Consider the following 15,824-nt stretch of genomic DNA (forward strand, 5'->3'; position numbering starts at 1 on the left):
CATTGCACGCTCATTACCATTGGCAGGGCAGATATTTACCGTCGAGGGTGATGACAACCCGGTCGCCCGGTCGCCCCCGGGGCAGCGGGCGGACCGGCCTCGGTGCCGGGCGGAGGGAACACATACGCTGCGTGGTGGAAGGTCCGGCGGAGGAAACGGAATACGCGTGGGAAGCGACCAGCCCGATGCGGCGGACAGCGCCACGCGCCCCCCTTCCACCCGGTCAGCGCCAGGTGCGCGGCTGGCCCATCTCGCATTACGGCCCCGTCCCCCGCTTCCGCCCCGAGCGCTGGAACCTGCGGGTCTTCGGCGCCACCGCCTCGGGCGAGACGCACGAGTGGACCTTCGGCCAGCTCGACGCCCTCCCCCGGACCACGGTCGTCGCCGACCTGCACTGCGCGAGCGGCCCCGCCTCCACCGGGCACGAGTGGTTCGGCATCCCCGCCGCCACCGTCCTGGACCTGGTCCCCCCGGCCCCGGGGGTCACGCATGTCATGGCCTGGGCGGAGTACGGCTACTCCGCCAACCTGCGCCTCGGCGACTTCACCTCCCCGCGCACCCTCATGGCCACCCACCACGACGGCGAGCTGCTCACCGCCGAGCACGGCTTCCCGCTGCGCCTGATCGTCCCCCACCTCTTCAGCTACAAGGGCCCCAAGTGGCTGCGTGGCATCGAGTACATGACGGCCGACCGGCGCGGCTTCTGGGAGGAACGCGGCTACCACGACATCGCCGACCCCTGGCGGCAGCAGCGCTACTCCTACCAGGAGGAGGACGACGACGGACCGGCTCCGTCCGCCCCCTAGCGCCGCTGTCCGGGGGTCCGCAGGTCCGGGGGTCCGCGGGTCCCGGGGTCCGCGGGTCCGGGGGCCCGCAGGGAGGTCAGGTCCGCAGGTGGGAGGCGCCGTTGAGGTCGAGGACCGTTCCGGATGACCACGCGGCCTCCGGCGATGCCAGGTAGAGCACGGCGGCGGCCACCTCCTCGGGCGTCCCGACCCGTCCGAACGGGCTCTGGGCGCGCAACGCCTCGCCGCCCGCTCCCACCATCTTGGCGGCCTGCCGTTCGGTGGCGATGAAACCGGGAGCCACGGACGTCACCACGATCCCGTGCGGTGCCAGCGCCACGGCCATCGACTGCCCGAAGGCGTGCAGCGCGGCCTTGCTCGCGCCGTACGCGGGGAAGTCGGGCTCTCCCCGGAAGGCGCCGCGGGAACCGACGTTGACGATGGCGCCCGTCGCGCCGCGGTCGATGAGGTGCCGGGCGACGCCGTAGGTCAGGTTCGCCGCGCCGAACAGATTGACGTCGACCATGCGGTGCCAGACCTGCTGCCACTGCGTGTAGGACACCTCGGCGACGGCGTGTCTGCTGTCCTCGGACGGTGCGACGGCGGCGTTGTTGACCAGGACGTCGACCCCGCCCAGCTCCCCCACCGCGTCGTCCACGATGCGCCGCGCCGTCTCCGGATCGCCCAGGTCGCCCGCGACCAGGGCGTGCCCGGAACCGGGCAGTCGCCGCAGCGTCTCCTCGGCGTCCGCGCGGTTGGCCGCGTAGTGCACTCCCACGCGGTCGCCACGCTCGGCGAAGGCCAGGGCCACGGCCCTGCCGATCCCCCGCGACGCCCCTGTGACCAGCACCCGCCTCTTCGCGCTCATCGCGTGCGGACCCTCCACTCAGTGATCTTCGGACCGTGTCACACCCATGGTGAATGTCAACACGAATGGTTCGGGATCACCAGGGGATGACCCCGTCGTCCTCGAAGAACGCACCGGTCGGGCCGCCGTCGGGCAGCGTGGCGAGCCGGATCGCCGTGGCCGCGCCCTGCTCCGGAGTGCGGGGCCCGTAGAAGCCGTTGAAGTCGGTGGCGACCAGGCCCGGGCAGGCGGCGTTGACCAGGATGTCCGTACCGGCGAACTGCCGCGCGTATTGCACGGTGACGGCGTTGAGGTACGACTTCGACGGCGCGTAGGCCGCCATGATGGGGCCGACGTCGATGCCGGGGTCGGCCTGCCGGGTCAGGGAGCCGACGGAGCTGGAGACGTTGACGATGCGCGGCGACGCCGAGCGCCGCAGCAGCGGCAGCAGCGCGTTGGTCACGCGGATGACACCGAGGACGTTGGTCTCCACGACCGTACGGACCATGTCGAGGTCGAGCACGGTCGGATCCTGCCCCCACCCCTCTCCCGTGGCCGGTCCCGAGATGCCCGCGTTGTTGACCAGGGCGTCCAGCCGCCCGACCTGCCGTTCGAGCAGTTCCGCGGCCTCGGTGACGCTCCGGTCGCCGGTCACGTCCAGCGGCACCCCGAACGCGTCCACCCCGGCGGCGCGCAGCTTCTGGGCGGCGGCTTCGCGCCGCGCCTCGTCGCGCGCTCCCACGCCCACGCGGTACCCGAGGGCGCCCAGCCCGGCCGCGATCTCGTACCCGATTCCCTTGTTCGCGCCGGTCACCAGCGCGATCTTCGTTTCGCTCATGCCGTTGATGTTCGCTCGCGGACGAGCGGCGCATCCAACACCGATACGGTGCCCTGTCATACCCGGTGGGTATCACCCGGGTACGCTGCGGCCATGGACACCCTGGAGACCCGCGAGTTGAGGTACTTCACGGCCGTCGCCGAGGAACTGCACTTCGGCCGCGCCGCCGAGCGCCTCGGCATGGCCCAGCCGCCGCTGTCCCGGGCGATCCAGCAGCTCGAACGGCGCCTCGGTGTCTCCCTGCTGGAACGCAACCGCCGCGGCGTCTGTCTGACCGGCGCCGGAGAGGTGCTGCTGCACGAGGGCCGCGCGGCCCTCGACGCCACCACCGCCGCCGCTCGCCGCACCCGTCGCGCCGGTGGCGCCGACAGTCCGGGCGGCCCCCGCAACCGCCTGGTGCTGGCGGTGAAGGCCGCCGCGTCCCACGAGCTGCTGCAAAAGCTTCTCGCCGCCTACGCGGCCGAGCCCGACGCCGCCGAGATCGAGGTGCTGCCGAGCGGCACCTGCGAGCAGGAGGAAATGCTGCGCGACGGGCGGGCCGACGTGGCGCTCATGCACACGCCGTACAACTCCGTCGCCGGTTTCGACAGCGAGGAACTGCGGTCCGAGGGGCAGATCGCGATCCTGCCCACCGGGCACCCCCTCGCCGCGTACGAGACCTTGTCCCTGGCCGACGTCACCGACGCCCCCGATCTCCCGCTCGCCCGCTGGCCCCGCCACGGCACGTACCCACCCGGCCCGGGCCCCGAGGTCCACGACCAGACGCAGCTGGCCCAGCTGATCGCCCTCGGCCGCGCCGTGGCCATCTTCCCCGACTCCGCCCGCGCCTGGCTGTGGGCCGAGCACACCGCCGTCCCCCTCACCGACGCACCCCCCGTCGTCACCCATATCGCCTGGCCCGCGCACAGCCGCTCCCTCGCCCTCGCCGGGCTGATCCGCACGGCCACCCGGCTCTGACCCGAAGGAGCTCGGCACCCCACTCGTCAGGCGGGGTACGCGTGCGTCTGGGCCGCCTTGACCGACGCCCATACCGTGGCCCCCGGCTGGAGTCCGAGTTCGGCCGCGGCGACCGTGGTGAGGTCCGCGGCGAGGCGCAGCCCACCGGTGAGGTCGGCGCGGACCTGGTCGCCGTTGGTCTCCAGACCCGTGACCTCGCAGTGCCACAGGTTGCGGGCGCTGGAGCCGGTGGGGCGGTCGCGGTGCAGGGTCACCGCGCTCGGCGGGAACGCGACGAAGGCCGGGCCCGTGAGCTGCTCCGCGGTCGTGACATCGGGCCCGCCGTCGACATGGACCGTGTGCCCTTCGGCCTCGCCCCGGTAGAGGTTGAGGCCGACCAGGTGGGCGATGTAGTCCGTACGCGGGTGGCGGGCGATGTCGGGCGGGGCGCCCTCCTGGACGATGCGGCCGTCCTCGATCACGACAAGGTGGTCGGCCAGGACCATGGCGTCGAGCGGGTCGTGGGTGACCAGCACGGCGACCGCCTCGAACTCCGCCAGGTGGCGGCGGAGCCGCGCGCGGACGTCGAGGCGGGTGCGGGCGTCGAGGGCAGCGAGGGGTTCGTCGAGGAGCAGGAGCCTGGGGTGGGTGGCCAGGGCGCGGGCGAGGGCGACGCGCTGGGCCTGGCCGCCGGAGAGGCGGCGCGGTTTGGCTCCGGCGTGCTCGGCGAGGCCCATGTGGTCCAGCCACTCCGCGGCCTGGGCGCGGGCCTCGGCCTTGGAGGCGCCGTGGCAGCGGGGGCCGAAGGCCACGTTGTCGAGCGCGGAGAGGTGAGGGAAGAGCAGATAGTCCTGGAAGACCACGCCGACCGGACGGGACTCCGGGGGCGTACGGTCCAACGAGGCGCCGTCGAGCCGGAGATGGCCGTTCGTGAGCGGGACGAGTCCGGCGAGCGCGCGCAGGGCGGTGGTCTTCCCGGCGCCGTTGGGGCCGAGGAGCGCGACGACGTCGCCGGGCGCCGCGGTCAGCGCCACGTCGAGGCGGAAGGAGCCCCGCTCGACCACGAGCCGGGCATCGAGCCCCTCGCCACCCGGGCCCAGGGCGCCCCTGCTGCCGCGCATCGTCTTCTCGGTGTCGCTCATGAGGCGGTCATCCATCGGTCACGCAGTCCGGCCAGTACCGCGATGGACACGGCCAGCAGGACCAGGCTGAGGGCGATAGCCGCGTCCGGGTCGTTCTGGAGGGCCAGGTAGACGGCGAGCGGCATGGTCTGGGTACGGCCGGGGAAATTGCCCGCGAAGGTGATCGTCGCGCCGAACTCGCCCAGGGCGCGGGCCCACGCGAGCACGGCGCCCGCCGCGATGCCGGGGGCGATGAGCGGGAGCGTGACCCGGCGGAAGGCGGTGAAGCGGGAGGCGCCCAGGGTGGTGGCGGCCTCCTCGTAGCGGGGGTCGGCGGCGCGCAGGGTGCCCTCGACGCTGATGACGAGGAACGGCATCGCCACGAACGCCTCGGCCACCACGACCCCCGTGGTGGTGAACGGCAGCGTGATGCCGAACCAGGAGTCCAGCCACTGTCCGACGACCCCGTTGCGGCCGAGCGCCATGAGCAGGGCCACACCGCCCACCACCGGCGGCAGGACGAGCGGCAGCGTCACCAGCGCGCGTACGAGGCCGCGCCCGGGGAACTCGACCCGGGCCAGCAGCCAGGCGAGCGGAACACCGACGACCAGGCTCACCGCGGTCGCGGCCGTGGCGCAGATCAGCGAGAGCTGGAGCGCCTGCCAGACCTCGGCGCTGGTCAGCAGGTCGGGAAGGCTCCCCCAGGGAGCCCGGACCAGCAGCGCGACGAGCGGGACGAACAGGAACGCGAGACCGATCAGCGCGGGCAGGAGGAGGGGCAGCGGGGCGCCCCGGCGGACGCGGCCGCGCCGCGGAGCCCCCTCCAAGGTCTCCGCAGCCCCTGCCTTGTCCAGCGAGGTCACGGCTTGAGGAACCCGGCCTCGCCGAGGACCTTCTGGCCCTCGGGGGACTGCACCAGCGCCATGAACGCCTTGGCCGCGTCGGCGTTGGGGGCGTTCTTCAGCTGGGCGATCGGGTAGTCGTTGATGGCCTTCTCCGACTCCGGGAACTCCACGCCCTCGACCTTGTCACCGGCCGCCTTCACATCGGTCTTGTAGACGACGGCCGCGTCGGCCTCCTTCAACTGCACCTTGTTCAGGGCGCTCTTGACGTCCTGTTCGTAGGAGACCGGGGTGAGCTTGAGCTTGCTGGCGTCGAGGGCCTTCTGCGCGGCGGCGCCGCACGGGACCGTCTTGTCGCACAGCACGACCTTCAGCCCGGACTTGGTGAGGTTCTTCAGGGAGGAGATCTTGTCCGGGTTACCCGGCAGGGTGGCGATCTCCAGCTGGTTGCGGACGAAGGTGGCGGGCTTGCCGGAGGCGTCCCCCTTGTCCGTGACGATCTTCATCGTCTTGGGGCTGGCGGCGGCGAACACATCGGCCGGGGCGCCGCCGGTGATGCTCGCGGCGAGGGAGTCACTGCCGCCGAAGCTGAAGTTCACCTTCGTGCCCGGGTGCTTCTTCTCGAACTCGTTGCCCAGCGTCGTGAAGCTCTCCTTCAGCGAGGCGGCCGCGAAGACGGTCACCGAGCCCGAGAGCTTCTTCGAGGCGGACGCGGAGCCGGAGGAGTCCGACTTCTTCGACGCGGAATCGTCCGACGACGAGCAGGCGCTCAGGGCCAGCAGTGCGGCGGCGCCCGCACCGGCCACCTGCAGGGTCCGGCGGGTCCGGCGCGCGGAACGGGTCATCACGGGTCCACTCCCTCAAGGTCCTTACGGACACATTCACGATCGCTCGACAACCACGTTGGTCGACTTGATCACGGCAACCGCCGGAACACCGGGCTCCAGCTTCAATTCCTCAACCGACTCGCGGCTGACCATCGACACCACCCGGAACGGTCCGGCCTGGATCTCCACCTGCGCGGACACATCGCCGAGGATCACCTCGGTGACGATGCCCGAGAAACGGTTCCGGGCCGAGGAGCCGACGGACTCCCGCTCCATACGGTGCACCTGCCGGGCGTAGGCCGCGAGAGCCGTCCCGGGGATGATCCGGCGGCCCAGCTCGTCACGCTCGGCGGTCAGTTTCCCGCCATCGACCAGACGCCGCACGGTGTCGACGCTGACACCGAGCAGGGCTGCCGCGTCGCCGAGCCGGTAGGTGTGCATGCGGGTGATCTTACTGCCGCAGATGCGAGGGAGTAACCTCCCGGGCTCCGCATAAGCTGGATCTTTGTCCAACAGTCATCGCATGTGCGTTTGTACGGGATGGGCGCTCGGGTACGGGTCATCCTGGAGGTGGTAGCCCGTGAGCCAGTCCCTCGCAGCCGCCGGTTCGGCCGCCGGTCCGGTGGCGGAAATCGTCTTCACGGGCGATCTGACCCGCCCGGCCCGGCTGACGGTGTCCGAACTGCTCGCCTGGCCGCAGCACCGGGCGCGGGTCAGCTTCGAATGCGCCACCAGCGGCATCCGGCGCCACCGTTTCACCGGACCGCTCCTGCACGACGTCCTGGTCTCCACCGGACCCGGCTTCGACCCCGCCAAGCGCAAGGACCGCCTTCGCTTCCTGATCGCCGTGCGCGGCGCGGACGGCCACCACGCGATGCTGTCCTGGGCCGAGATCGACCCGGACTTCGGCCGTGCCCCCGTCCTGCTCGCGGTCACCATCGACGACGCCCCGCTCGACCGCGCCGGGCCCCAGCTCGTCCTCCCCCAGGACCGCTGCGGCGCCCGGCACATCAGCGGCATCGACGCGATCCGGGTGGACGGCGGATACGTCGCCTGGACCTGACCTTCCGAGTTCTTAAAGGGCCGATGCGAGCCCGGGCGCAATTCGCGGGGCTACGCTGAATTCGCCGGGCGAGGCCATCGGGATCGCAGGCGCATTTCCTCGGGTGCGCGCATCAGGAAGGACCCGTGGATTACGCACCGGGAACAAGCAACGTCACGGAATCACGCCTGTGTGGCGCGCCGCTTCAGCGGCTCCCACCAGGAGCCGTGCTCGGCGTACCAGGCCACCGTGTCCGCGAGTCCGCGCTCGAAGTCGACCTGCGGCTTGTAGCCCAACTCCGCCGCGGCCTTGGTGCAGTCCAATGAGTAGCGCGCGTCGTGGCCCTTGCGGTCCGGCACCCGCTCGACGCGGTCCCGGCCGGTGCCGGTCGCGGTCAGCAGCAGTTCGGTCAGCTGCTCATTGGTCAACTCGGTGCCGCCGCCTATGTGGTAGATTTCCCCGGCCCTTCCGTGGCGCAGCGCCAGCTCGATTCCGCGACAGTGGTCCGATACGTGGAGCCAGTCGCGTATGTGCTGTCCGTCGCCGTACAGGGGCACCTTCTCACCGCCCAGGAGGCGGGTGATGAACAGGGGGATGACCTTTTCGGGGAACTGGTACGGGCCGTAGTTGTTGGAGCACCGCGTCACCACGACGTCCATTCCGTGGGTGCGGTGGGCTGCGAGAGCGAGCAGGTCGGAGCCTGCCTTGGTGGCCGCGTACGGCGAGTTCGGCGCCAGCGGGCTCTCCTCGGTCCAGGAGCCGGCCGGGATCGAGCCGTAGACCTCGTCGGTCGACACATGCAGGAACCTGCCGACGCCGTGCCGCCGGGCCGCGTCGAGGAGCAGCTGGGTGCCGAGGACATTGGTCGTCACGAACGGGGCCGAGCCCGCGATGGACCGGTCGACGTGCGTTTCGGCGGCGAAATGCACGATGGCGTCATGCCCCGGAATCACCCGGTCCAGAAAGTCGTCGTCGCATATATCCCCGTGGACGAAGGAGTATCGGGGATCATTGGCGACCGGGTCAAGGTTTTCCTTCACTCCGGCATACGTCAACTTGTCAAGGACGGTGATGCGAATGTCGCGTGCCCCCTCACGCGACGTTAACAGCAGGGACCGGACAAATTCGGAGCCGATGAAACCCGCACCGCCAGTCACAATGATCCGCATGTGGATAAGATACATGTCGCACCCGACAGGGCGCTAGGGAGAAGCTTCCGTCCGCGACACGTCATGCCAACAGGGGGAATGCATGCGCGGAATCATACTTGCGGGAGGCACCGGATCACGTCTGTGGCCGGTGACACGCGCGGTTTCCAAACAGCTCATGCCGGTCTTCGACAAACCTATGGTGTACTATCCGCTGTCCACGCTGATGCTGGCGGGAATCCGCGACATTCTCATCATCACCACGCCCGAGGACCAGCCGGACTTCCATCGGCTGCTGGGCGACGGCTCGCACTTAGGTCTGCGGCTGACCTACCAGACCCAGCACCAGCCCGAGGGCATCGCGCAGGCGTTCCTCCTCGGTGCCGACTTCATCGGCCAGGAGCCGGTGGCGCTGATCCTCGGCGACAACATCTTCCACGGCCGCACCTTCGGCGTGCAGTTGCGCGAACACGTCGACACCACGGGATGCCACATCTTCGCCTACCCCGTGGCCGATCCGTCCGCTTACGGCGTGGTGGAGCTGGACGAACACGGCATGGCCGTCTCGATCGAGGAGAAGCCGTCGAAGCCGAAGTCCCGCTACGCCACCGTCGGCCTGTACTTCTACGACAACCACGTCGTCGACATCGCCAGGGGGCTGCGGCCGAGCGAGCGCGGCGAGTTGGAGATCACCGCGGTGAACGAGGCCTATCTGCGCCGAGGTGAGCTGAAGGTGACGGTCCTGGACCGGGGCACGGCCTGGCTCGACACCGGTACGTTCACGGCGATGGTGCAGGCGTCGGAGTACGTACGTGTCATCGAGGAACGGCAGGGCCTGAAGATCGGCTGTGTCGAGGAAGTGGCCTGGCGCTGCGGCTACATCGACGACGAGCAGTTGCGCGATCTGAGCTATCCGCTGCTCAAGAGCGGATACGGCCGCTATCTGCTGAGCCTGCTGGACGATGAGGCGTAACCGGCCCTGACAGAAGGGGACTCACGCCCGACGGGACACCGCTCGCTTCAGGGCTCGGACCCGTCGGGCTGTCCGGCGCAACGCCGCCGTGCGCGGTACGAACGCGAGTCGTGCGGGGGCCGCGCCGGGCAGCCCGAGCGTGGTGAGCCGTCGGCGCTTGAAGTAGCGCCACGTGTGGCTGTTCAAGTGGCGACGCAGATAGCGCTCGGCTGCCGGGCGCAGATCGGCGTGGGCTTGAGGCTGCATCACGAAGCCAACGGTCCGCACCAGATCGACCAGAGTGTCCCGGACCTGGTCCGCTCCGGGGAACCGCCAGGCGCTGATGTCCCCGTCCTCCAGGTCGGGCAGCAGGGCGTCCACGATGGTCACCGGAACGCGGTTGCTGTTCTGGTACGGGGTCAGCCGCTCCAGCAGCGTCCCCGTGCCGACTCGGGCCACCGGAATCCCGTACAGGCGCGACGCCGTGAAGAGCGCGGTGGAGAAACAGCTGACGACGAGTGCCGGTCGCAGCCACTGGAAGGCCACCTCCGCGAGGACCGGGGCGTCGAGTGTGCGGAACTCGACGCCCAGCCGCTCCGCGTCCCGTTCGAGGGCCCGGGACCAGCCGGGCGGGGCCGAAGGATGCGGCTTGAAGACCACGCTCTTGTGCCCGAGCCCGGCTGCTCCGCGCAGCATCCGCAGGTGGAGCCCGCGCTCCTCGTCCGGGGACAGCACATCGATCGCGGACAGATACTGCCCGAGGAGAAGGACCGGCGCCTCCCCCGGGTCCGGGAGGGTGCACGGGCCCGCGGCACCGGACAATTCGGCGAGTGTCGCCTTCATGGCCTCGGTGGGCACGATCGTCGGTTCGACGCCCAACTCGGTGAGCAGGAGCGGCCGTAGACCGGGAACCAGATCCACGTACAGCAGGCGCTCGATCCGGGCGGCGATCGAGGGGTCGACCGGGCCACGGGTCGGCCCGTAACTCATCAGGCCGTCGGCGTAGACGTGGAGCGGGCTGTCCTGGAAGATCCGCGCCATGGCCTGGGCGGTGGCCCCCTGGATGGACTCGCACGCGATCTCCACGGCACCGCTGCCCAGCCCCCACGCCCGGCGCAGCGCGCGCTCCCACAGGACCGTGTCCTGATCCCTCGGCGACCAGTGCGCCGGGTGGAACGGCCGGATGAACTCGTTCCAGGAGTGCACCGCGTCGAACTCGGGCCGCAGCGCCTCGAATCCGGCCATGCGATCGAACGGGGTGGCGACCTCGGGCAGTGCGGACGGGTCGCTGACGACGAGGACACGCCGGTGTGCGGCACGCTCCCCGAAGAGCCCCGAACGAATGGCGGCGGTGATCGTGACCGCCGCGTACTGCGTACACGCGACAAAGAGCTGCGTGGTGCCGGTGGTGCCCATATCGCGCAACGGTAGTCCTCAGGTCCGGGGCTGAGCTCGGGTGTGCCCTGGTCGCATGCTTTCAACAATCCTCGTCGGCGCGGTCGTCTGGGGACCGCTCCTCGATCACTCCGGCGAAGGCCGAGGCGACGAGGGCGACCGCGCGGTCGTCGTCGTGGGCCAGCTGGCACAGGACCTCCTGCACGGCGGTCCCCGACAGCTCGACCAGCGCCTGGGTCAGCCGGATCCGCGTCGCGGAGTCGGCGGTGTCCGCGGCGAGTTCGCCGGCCAGGGCGGCCACGATCCGGTCCGCGCACCCGGGGTGCCGGGACAGCGTTCCCAGGACCTCCGCAGCTTCGACGTCGTTGGCGCCCTCGACCACCATGCCGACGAGTGTCGGCATGGCCGCGATCACGCCGCGCCTGCCCAGCGTCAGAGCGGCGTGCCCGCGCACCCTCGTGTCCGGGTCCCCGAGCGCGTCCGCGAGCACCGCGCTCGCCCCCGGGGCCTCGGGCATCTCGGCGATCGCCTGCACCGCGCGCCGCCGGATGTCGGCGTCTTCCGAGCGCACGCCAGCGGCCAGCGCCGCCACGCCGTCGCCACCCGATCGGGCGAGCGCCCAGCGCAGGGCGCCCGCGACGTTGGGGTCGGATTCGCCCAGGACCGCCCCGGCCAGCAGCTCGGCGGGAACCGGCACGCCCTCCGGCCGGGCCAGGACGGCCTGCTGCCTGCGCGCGGCGCTGGCCGAGTTGAACCCCTGCATGAGTTCGACGATGCGCAGGACGCCCTGCCAGCTGGTGGGCGCCGACGCGTCGATCGCGCGGAGCCGCTCCAGCAGCTCCTGCTCCCGCTCCAAGCGGTCTTCCGTCCACCGGATGAGGTCGCTGACCAGGGCGGACGGCGTGAAGGCCGGGTCCTCCAGCGCGCGCCCGATCTGCTTCAGCGAGAGCCCGAGGGACCGCAGGCTCTCCACATGGAAGATCCTGCGGACGTCCTCGGCGGAGTACTCGCGGTAGCCGCCGACGGTGCGGCCGGTCGGTCGCACCAGCCCGAGGGCGTCGTAGTGCCGGAGCATCCGGCTGCTCACACCCGAGTGGCGGGCCACATCACCGATCAGCAATCCGCGGACTCCGTGGTCTGGGCGGTCGCGTCGGTCGCGGCCGTCTCCGAGGGAGCGGCGCCTCCCGACGTGGCCGCGGCGACAGCGGCCTGGTCCGGGCCGAGTGCGACGACTCGCTTCGCCTCGTCGATCGCCGCGTCGAAGCCGGTCTCCGGGTCCTGCAGCAGCAGTTCGGTGGCACGGGCGTGCGCGGCCACCGCCGGGTCGGGGTGCGCCGCGGCCTTCTCCAGGGCGGGCTCGATCACGTCGCCGAGGTCGACAAAGGCCCGGCTCAGGCTCAGCTGCACATTGCGGTCGCCGCGACCGAGCTGCCTGACCAGCTCATCGATCAGGGCCTTCTTCTCGTCCTCGTCCTCGGGCACGAGGGCGACCGCGACGCGCCACGCGGTCCGCGCGGCCTCGTCGTCGGCGTCGCGCAGCATGTCGCTGGTGATCCAGGCCCAGGCGCTCTTGTCGCCGATCTTGGAGAGCGTGTGCAACGCCTGGCTGCGGGCCTGCGTGCGCTCGGAGTCGAGCTCCTGGCGCAGCCGGGGCAGGGTGATCTCCGACGAGAGCCGGGTCAGCGCCCAGGACAGCATGTCTCGTACGAAGAAGTCGGGCTCGACCGCGCACCGCTCGACGAGCGTCTCCAGGAGGCCGGGGTCGGGGTTCGAGCCGACCGCCAGGGCCGCCTGAAGCCGGACCGACGAGTCCTCGGCGCCCAGGGCGTTGGCCGCACGGGTGTTCTGCGGGGTTTCGTTTGTGGTGTTGATCGGGACCACCTCCTGCACGCAGTGGACACCTTGTCACTGTGTCAAGGTCAAGCCGGTGACCTTATGACGGTCAGGACGTCCGGCGCGCGAGCACCCGGTAGGTGTTGGACAGGCCGCGCTTGCCCCCGATCGACGCGGAGACCCGGTCCACCAGGTAGGACAGCGCGAGCACCGGGACGCTCGCGTTGAAGGCGATCGTGCGCAGCAGCGCGCGGGCGCGCGACGGCGGGGCCGGTCGCCACGCCAGGTCCTCCCCGCCGATCAGCCCCGCGTTGATCGCGAGGACCGCGGCGCTGACGACGTCCTGCCCATTGTGCGGTTCGGCCCGCTGCTCGGAGACGACGGTCAGCCCCAGGGCGCTCAGCTCGGCGCGCAGGTTCGCGATCGGGATCATGTGCAGGTGCTGGGGCTGCAGCCAGGAGATCCACCACTTGCCGAGCAGCCGGGCCCAGGCGCAGTCCGGATCGGGCAGTTCGATGGCCAGGTGCCCGCCGACCGGCAGCGCCGCCGCCGCGGCGGCCATCTCCGCCTTGGGGTCCGCGGTGTGCTCCAGGTAGTGGTACATGCTGATCACGTCGTACTGACCGGCGAACTCGGGGGCGAGGTCGATGAAGCTGCCCTGGTACGCCTTGCGGACCCGCCCCTTCTCCTGGGCGATCAGCACTCCGTCGGTCCGGTCGAGTCCGTCGAACTCCGTTTCCGGCAGCACGTCCTTCGCGTCGGCCAGGAAGTGGCCGTGCCCCGTGCCGACGTCGAGCCACTGCTTGGGCTTGCCCTCCGCGGCGACCATATGGGTCCGCCCGTCGTGCCCGGCGCGCTTGGTCCCGAAGATCTTGTTCATGTTCTCTTCGCCGAGACCGTCGTAGAAGTCCCGGTAGTAGAACTCGAGGCCGTCGTCGTTCAGCCGGGGGTTCTGGAAGATGTGCCCGCAGTCCTTGCAGGATTCCAGAACGAAGACGCCCGGCTTGTGCTGCATCACGTCCGTCGTGCGCAGCAGGAGGCCGAGTTGCTTCGAATCGCACCAGGGGCAGGTTTCCCTGCGCTTGTCGAAGAACCGGTCGGTTCCAGCGGCGAGGTCTGACAGATAAGCCGGCCTGCGTTCGGCGACCGCGTCGCTTCTCCTACTCATACGCGCGATGCTATCCGTTCGTGGCACACCGATACCCGCTCTTCGCCGAATCCACACAGTGATCAACAAATAGAAAGCCTTGTTCCGGATGGGTTGTTGAAAACCGGATGGGTTGTTGGGAAGGTGGCGCAGGAAGGCTGGTACGGTCCCCGAACTACCGGCGAGGGGTCGCCGGTTCTTTCACACGGGGGGAAATACGGATGCCCACGGCACTCGTCCCGAACACCAGTATTCATCGGCCCGGGCCCGTCGCCGCCGTCGTCGGCGCGGGCGGTTTCGTCGGCGGCGCCGTGATGCGCGCCCTGGCCGGGGCCGGAGTGGAGGCCCACGGGTTCACCAGCGCGGCACCGGCCGTGCGCGGCACCCGGCCCGACCCCGCGCTGTGCCGCGCGGATGTGGTCTTCTACCTGGCGAGCCGGATCAGCCCGGCGATCGCCGAACGGGAACCGGAGCGCGCCGCCGAGGAACTCGCCGCCTTCCGGGCCTTCCTCGACGCGCTGCGGGAGAACCCGCGGCGCCCGGTAGTGGCGCTCGCGGCGTCGGGCGGCACCGTGTACGACCCGCGGTGCACGCCGCCGTATGACGAGCGGTCACCCGTGGGCCCGAGCAGCGTCTACGGCAGGGCCAAGCTGGAGCAGGAGGAGGCGTTGGCCGGGGCGTCCGACTGGCTCGCGCCCGTGGTGCTCCGGCTGTCCAACGTGTACGGCCCGGGGCAGCGCACCAGCGCGGGCTACGGAGTGATCGGGCACTGGATGACGGCGCTGCTCGCGGGCGAGCCGCTCCGTATGCTCGGCCACTCCGGGTCGAGCAGGGACTACGTACACGTCGGGGACGTGGCGAGCGCGATGCTCGCGGTGCTGGTCAGGGCGCCCGAGCTGCGTGCGGCGGACCGGCCGGCCGTGCTGAACATCGGTGCCGGGTACCCGACTTCGCTGGACGACCTGCACCGGCAGCTGGAGGCCACGGTCGGGCGGCCGGTCCCGGTGGAACGGGCACCGGCACGCCCGTTCGACCGCAAGGACGCGTGGCTGGACATCCGGCGCGCGGCGGACGTGCTCGGCTGGCGGCCGGAGACCGGCCTCGCCGAAGGGCTCGCCGACACCTGGAAGTATCATCTGGGCGCGCTGCGGGAGCCCGCCCACTCGGCGGCGCACCGGCACGGCGGCCGGTAGCGGCCTCAGTCCTGGGAGGGGCGGCGCAGCACGCCGAGGATCACCCCGACGGCCGGGTCGTCCTCGATCAGCCAGTGCAGCCGCTTCTCGCCGGGGCCCGCCCGCAGGATCTTCTCGATCTCCGGCGGAACCTCGTGGTGCTTGGCGTACTCGTAGACCGCCCCGTAGAACCGCTGCGCGGTGTACTTGGTGTGCTGGCTGATGTCGGTGACCTCGACGATGTCCAGGCCCGCGGCCGAGGCGAACGACGGGTAGTCCGCCGCCCGGACCAGCGGAGCCGTGTGCCACGACTCGATGACCTTGGCCAGCGCCGCCTGTTGCACCTTGTCGGCCACCGCGCCCTGAACCCTCTTCAGGAACGAGGGCTTGGGCAGGTCACCGGAGGCGGGGGTGCGCTCGACGAAGTCGGTGAGCGCCAACGAGCCCCCCGGCCGCAGCACCCGCGCGATCTCCTTGAGCACCTGGACGCGGTCCGGCATGTGCACGATGGACTCGAGCGCGAGGACGTGGTCGAAGGAGTCGTCCTCGAAGGGCATCTCCAACGCGTTGGCGTGCTGGAAGCTCGCCCGGTCGGCGCCCTCGCTCCGCGCCCGGGCGTTCGCCAGCTCCACGTCCCGCTCGCTGATCGAGATCCCGACCAGTTCCGCACCGGTCCTGGTGGCCAGTCGCACGCCCGGCGTGCCGACACCGCACCCGACGTCGAGCACCCGGTCGTCCGGGCCCGGCGCCAGCTTGTCGATCAGGATGTCGGACAACCGCTCCGACGCCTGCTCGAATGTGCTTTCGTCCTCGGGGCCGGTCCAGTAACCGTAATGCATGCTGCCGCCCTGGAATTGAGCGATCAGCCCGTTGGCCGCGTCGTAAAACGCGCCGACAGCCTCGGGCTTGGGCAGCGAAATGCCAGTGCTCATCAGAACT

General features: G+C 70.8%; 17 protein-coding genes. 5 read left to right on the forward strand and 12 right to left on the reverse strand.

Annotated features, from left to right (window positions below; genetic code table 11):
• Window positions 1-185: 185 nt before the first annotated feature.
• Window positions 186-806 carry a molybdopterin-dependent oxidoreductase gene (locus ACZ59A_RS38860; RefSeq protein ID WP_470969155.1) on the forward strand — a complete coding sequence of 207 codons (621 nt, stop codon included), beginning with the start codon at window positions 186-188 and terminating at the stop codon, window positions 804-806.
• A gap of 76 nt (window positions 807-882) precedes the next feature.
• On the opposite strand, the gene ACZ59A_RS38865 is transcribed toward ACZ59A_RS38860, so the two are convergent.
• Both ACZ59A_RS38865 and ACZ59A_RS38870 read right to left on the reverse strand, forming a co-directional pair.
• Window positions 883-1,653, reverse strand: coding sequence for an SDR family NAD(P)-dependent oxidoreductase (locus ACZ59A_RS38865; protein ID WP_470968946.1), 771 nt, complete (start codon window positions 1,651-1,653; stop codon window positions 883-885).
• A gap of 76 nt (window positions 1,654-1,729) precedes the next feature.
• Entirely contained in the window at window positions 1,730-2,470 is a 741-nt protein-coding gene (locus tag ACZ59A_RS38870; protein WP_470968948.1) for an SDR family oxidoreductase, read from the reverse strand.
• 93 nt (window positions 2,471-2,563) lie between these two features.
• On the opposite strand from ACZ59A_RS38870, the gene ACZ59A_RS38875 reads away from it, so the two are divergent.
• Window positions 2,564-3,427: a LysR family transcriptional regulator gene (locus tag ACZ59A_RS38875; RefSeq protein ID WP_470968951.1), complete on the forward strand. Its 864-nt coding sequence runs from the start codon at window positions 2,564-2,566 to the stop codon at window positions 3,425-3,427.
• A gap of 26 nt (window positions 3,428-3,453) precedes the next feature.
• Here ACZ59A_RS38875 and ACZ59A_RS38880 read toward each other — a convergent pair whose 3' ends face one another.
• Genes ACZ59A_RS38880 through ACZ59A_RS38895 form a run of 4 tightly spaced genes read right to left on the reverse strand, consistent with a single transcriptional unit; the run spans window position 3,454 to window position 6,637 of the window.
• Window positions 3,454-4,548 (reverse strand): ABC transporter ATP-binding protein, encoded by a 1,095-nt coding sequence (locus tag ACZ59A_RS38880; protein WP_470968953.1) that lies wholly within the window; start codon window positions 4,546-4,548, stop codon window positions 3,454-3,456.
• The gene (gene modB / locus ACZ59A_RS38885; RefSeq protein ID WP_470968956.1) at window positions 4,545-5,390 is read right to left on the reverse strand and encodes a molybdate ABC transporter permease subunit; all 846 of its coding nucleotides are present in this window, start codon (window positions 5,388-5,390) and stop codon (window positions 4,545-4,547) included. Before modB ends, ACZ59A_RS38880 begins: the two co-directional genes overlap by 4 nt.
• The gene (gene modA, locus ACZ59A_RS38890) at window positions 5,387-6,214 is read right to left on the reverse strand and encodes a molybdate ABC transporter substrate-binding protein (protein WP_470968959.1); all 828 of its coding nucleotides are present in this window, start codon (window positions 6,212-6,214) and stop codon (window positions 5,387-5,389) included. Before modA ends, modB begins: the two co-directional genes overlap by 4 nt.
• Before the next feature lie 36 nt (window positions 6,215-6,250).
• Window positions 6,251-6,637 (reverse strand): TOBE domain-containing protein, encoded by a 387-nt coding sequence (locus ACZ59A_RS38895; RefSeq protein ID WP_470968962.1) that lies wholly within the window; start codon window positions 6,635-6,637, stop codon window positions 6,251-6,253.
• Window positions 6,638-6,776: 139 nt separating this feature from the next.
• Between ACZ59A_RS38895 and ACZ59A_RS38900 the strand changes: the two genes are divergently transcribed.
• Complete coding sequence (locus ACZ59A_RS38900; protein ID WP_470968965.1) at window positions 6,777-7,259, forward strand: molybdopterin-dependent oxidoreductase; 483 nt, start codon at window positions 6,777-6,779, stop codon at window positions 7,257-7,259.
• A 161-nt stretch (window positions 7,260-7,420) separates the two neighbouring features.
• Here ACZ59A_RS38900 and rfbB read toward each other — a convergent pair whose 3' ends face one another.
• On the reverse strand, window positions 7,421-8,407 hold the full coding sequence (gene rfbB, locus ACZ59A_RS38905; RefSeq protein ID WP_470968968.1) for a dTDP-glucose 4,6-dehydratase: 987 nt from the start codon (window positions 8,405-8,407) through the stop codon (window positions 7,421-7,423).
• Window positions 8,408-8,489: 82 nt separating this feature from the next.
• On the opposite strand from rfbB, the gene rfbA reads away from it, so the two are divergent.
• Window positions 8,490-9,359, forward strand: coding sequence for a glucose-1-phosphate thymidylyltransferase RfbA (rfbA, locus tag ACZ59A_RS38910; protein WP_470968970.1), 870 nt, complete (start codon window positions 8,490-8,492; stop codon window positions 9,357-9,359).
• 21 nt (window positions 9,360-9,380) lie between these two features.
• On the opposite strand, the gene ACZ59A_RS38915 is transcribed toward rfbA, so the two are convergent.
• The 4 genes from ACZ59A_RS38915 to ACZ59A_RS38930 form a co-directional block, all read right to left on the reverse strand.
• Window positions 9,381-10,754, reverse strand: a complete 1,374-nt coding sequence (locus tag ACZ59A_RS38915) for a polysialyltransferase family glycosyltransferase (protein WP_470968972.1) — start codon at window positions 10,752-10,754, stop codon at window positions 9,381-9,383.
• A gap of 61 nt (window positions 10,755-10,815) precedes the next feature.
• Window positions 10,816-11,853, reverse strand: a complete 1,038-nt coding sequence (locus tag ACZ59A_RS38920) for a MerR family transcriptional regulator (protein ID WP_470968975.1) — start codon at window positions 11,851-11,853, stop codon at window positions 10,816-10,818.
• Entirely contained in the window at window positions 11,847-12,623 is a 777-nt protein-coding gene (locus ACZ59A_RS38925; protein WP_470968977.1) for a HEAT repeat domain-containing protein, read from the reverse strand. Before ACZ59A_RS38925 ends, ACZ59A_RS38920 begins: the two co-directional genes overlap by 7 nt.
• A 52-nt stretch (window positions 12,624-12,675) precedes the next feature.
• A complete protein-coding gene (locus ACZ59A_RS38930) occupies window positions 12,676-13,734 on the reverse strand; it encodes a class I SAM-dependent methyltransferase (RefSeq protein WP_470968979.1) in 1,059 nt (352 codons plus the stop codon).
• Window positions 13,735-13,934: 200 nt separating this feature from the next.
• Here ACZ59A_RS38930 and ACZ59A_RS38935 point away from each other — a divergent pair, with 200 nt between their 5' ends.
• Window positions 13,935-14,906 carry an NAD-dependent epimerase/dehydratase family protein gene (locus ACZ59A_RS38935; RefSeq protein ID WP_470968982.1) on the forward strand — a complete coding sequence of 324 codons (972 nt, stop codon included), beginning with the start codon at window positions 13,935-13,937 and terminating at the stop codon, window positions 14,904-14,906.
• Between the two features lie 5 nt (window positions 14,907-14,911).
• Here ACZ59A_RS38935 and ACZ59A_RS38940 read toward each other — a convergent pair whose 3' ends face one another.
• Entirely contained in the window at window positions 14,912-15,817 is a 906-nt protein-coding gene (locus tag ACZ59A_RS38940) for a methyltransferase domain-containing protein (protein WP_470968984.1), read from the reverse strand.
• Window positions 15,818-15,824 lie beyond the last annotated feature (7 nt).

Source organism: Streptomyces sp. NPDC040405 (assembly GCF_055595765.1).

Excerpts from the sequence above, each read along its gene's own strand:
- ACZ59A_RS38860 (WP_470969155.1), top strand. The coding sequence starts at position 186 with ATGCGGCGGACAGCGCCACGCGCCCCCCTTCCACCCGGTCAGCGCCAG.
- ACZ59A_RS38865 (WP_470968946.1), bottom strand. The coding sequence starts at position 1,653 with ATGAGCGCGAAGAGGCGGGTGCTGGTCACAGGGGCGTCGCGGGGGATC.
- ACZ59A_RS38870 (WP_470968948.1), bottom strand. The coding sequence starts at position 2,470 with ATGAGCGAAACGAAGATCGCGCTGGTGACCGGCGCGAACAAGGGAATC.
- ACZ59A_RS38875 (WP_470968951.1), top strand. The coding sequence starts at position 2,564 with ATGGACACCCTGGAGACCCGCGAGTTGAGGTACTTCACGGCCGTCGCC.
- ACZ59A_RS38880 (WP_470968953.1), bottom strand. The coding sequence starts at position 4,548 with ATGAGCGACACCGAGAAGACGATGCGCGGCAGCAGGGGCGCCCTGGGC.
- modA (WP_470968959.1), bottom strand. The coding sequence starts at position 6,214 with ATGACCCGTTCCGCGCGCCGGACCCGCCGGACCCTGCAGGTGGCCGGT.
- ACZ59A_RS38895 (WP_470968962.1), bottom strand. The coding sequence starts at position 6,637 with ATGCACACCTACCGGCTCGGCGACGCGGCAGCCCTGCTCGGTGTCAGC.
- rfbB (WP_470968968.1), bottom strand. The coding sequence starts at position 8,407 with ATGCGGATCATTGTGACTGGCGGTGCGGGTTTCATCGGCTCCGAATTT.
- rfbA (WP_470968970.1), top strand. The coding sequence starts at position 8,490 with ATGCGCGGAATCATACTTGCGGGAGGCACCGGATCACGTCTGTGGCCG.
- ACZ59A_RS38915 (WP_470968972.1), bottom strand. The coding sequence starts at position 10,754 with ATGGGCACCACCGGCACCACGCAGCTCTTTGTCGCGTGTACGCAGTAC.
- ACZ59A_RS38930 (WP_470968979.1), bottom strand. The coding sequence starts at position 13,734 with ATGAGTAGGAGAAGCGACGCGGTCGCCGAACGCAGGCCGGCTTATCTG.
- ACZ59A_RS38935 (WP_470968982.1), top strand. The coding sequence starts at position 13,935 with ATGCCCACGGCACTCGTCCCGAACACCAGTATTCATCGGCCCGGGCCC.
- ACZ59A_RS38940 (WP_470968984.1), bottom strand. The coding sequence starts at position 15,817 with ATGAGCACTGGCATTTCGCTGCCCAAGCCCGAGGCTGTCGGCGCGTTT.